General features: G+C 61.1%; 2 pseudogenes. Both read left to right on the top strand.

Annotated features, from left to right (window positions below):
• A pseudogene (locus A2I95_RS39045) lies at positions 1 to 184 on the top strand (GFA family protein); the annotation flags it as partial.
• Positions 181 to 1,292 (top strand): annotated as a pseudogene (locus A2I95_RS39040) (glutamate synthase large subunit); the annotation flags it as partial. The pseudogenes A2I95_RS39045 and A2I95_RS39040, both read left to right, overlap by 4 nt.

The raw sequence follows: 1,292 nt of genomic DNA, 5'->3' as shown, positions 1-1,292 counted from the left end.
ACATAAGGGCCAGACGCAGATGTCGGCTGGCCTGTTTGAAAACGCAGGCGGCAATGAATTGCGCCTGGAACTTTACATCGACAAGAAGCCAGCGGGCTACGGGTTCGACAGCAGCAGCCGGAAACTGACCGGCGCTGACGTGATCGAGATGTTTGCCCCCTCCGTAGAAGGAAACAGCCAATGACCAAATTTGATGCGGATTGGGTGCGCGCCGAAGAAACCAAGCGCAAGTGGATGGCTGAAAATGGCCTGTATTCCGAGGAGGAAGAGCATTCTTCCTGCGGCGTCGGGCTAGTGGTCTCGGTTGACGGCAAGAAGAGCCGCAGGGTGGTTAAGGCCGGCATCGACGCGCTGAAGGCGATCTGGCACCGCGGTGCGGTGGATGCCGACGGCAAGACCGGCGACGGCGCGGGCATCCATGTTCAGATCCCGGTTCCGTTCTTCTATGACCAGATCCGTCGCACCGGCCACGAGCCGCGCCAGGATGAGCTGATGGCGGTGGGCCAGGTGTTCCTGCCACGCACCGATTTCGGCGCGCAGGAGCGTTGCCGGACCATAATGGAAACCGAAGTTCTGCGCATGGGCTATTCCATCTACGGCTGGCGCCATGTGCCGGTGGATGTGACCTGTCTGGGCGAAAAGGCCAACGCGACCCGCCCCGAGATCGAGCAGATCCTGATCTCCAACGCCAAGGGCGTGGACGAGGAAACCTTTGAGCGCGAACTGTATGTGATCCGCCGCCGGGTCGAGAAGACGGCCAATGCCGCGGCTATTTCGGGCCTGTATATTGCCTCACTCAGCTGCCGGTCGATCATCTACAAGGGCATGATGCTGGCCGAGCAGGTGGCGGTGTTCTACCCGGACCTGATAGATGAGCGCTTTGAATCCGCCTTTGCGATCTATCACCAGCGCTATTCCACCAACACCTTCCCGCAGTGGTGGCTGGCGCAGCCGTTCCGGATGCTGGCCCATAACGGCGAGATCAACACTCTGAAGGGCAACCTGAACTGGATGAAAAGCCATGAGATCCGCATGGCGTCGGCGACCTTTGGCGACCATGCCGAAGACATCAAGCCGATTGTGCCGGGCGGTGCGTCGGATTCTGCCGCGTTGGACGGTGTGTTCGAGGTGCTGGTGCGTGCGGGCCGGTCGGCGCCGATGGCCAAGACCATGCTGGTACCGGAAAGCTGGTCCAAGCAGGCGGTAGAGCTGCCGCAGGCCTGGCGCGACATGTATTCCTACTGCAACTCGGTGATGGAGCCTTGGGACGGCCCTGCGGCGCTGGCGATGAC

The organism is Leisingera sp. F5, assembly GCF_001593695.1.
This window is presented reverse-complemented; position numbering and strand designations above follow the sequence as displayed.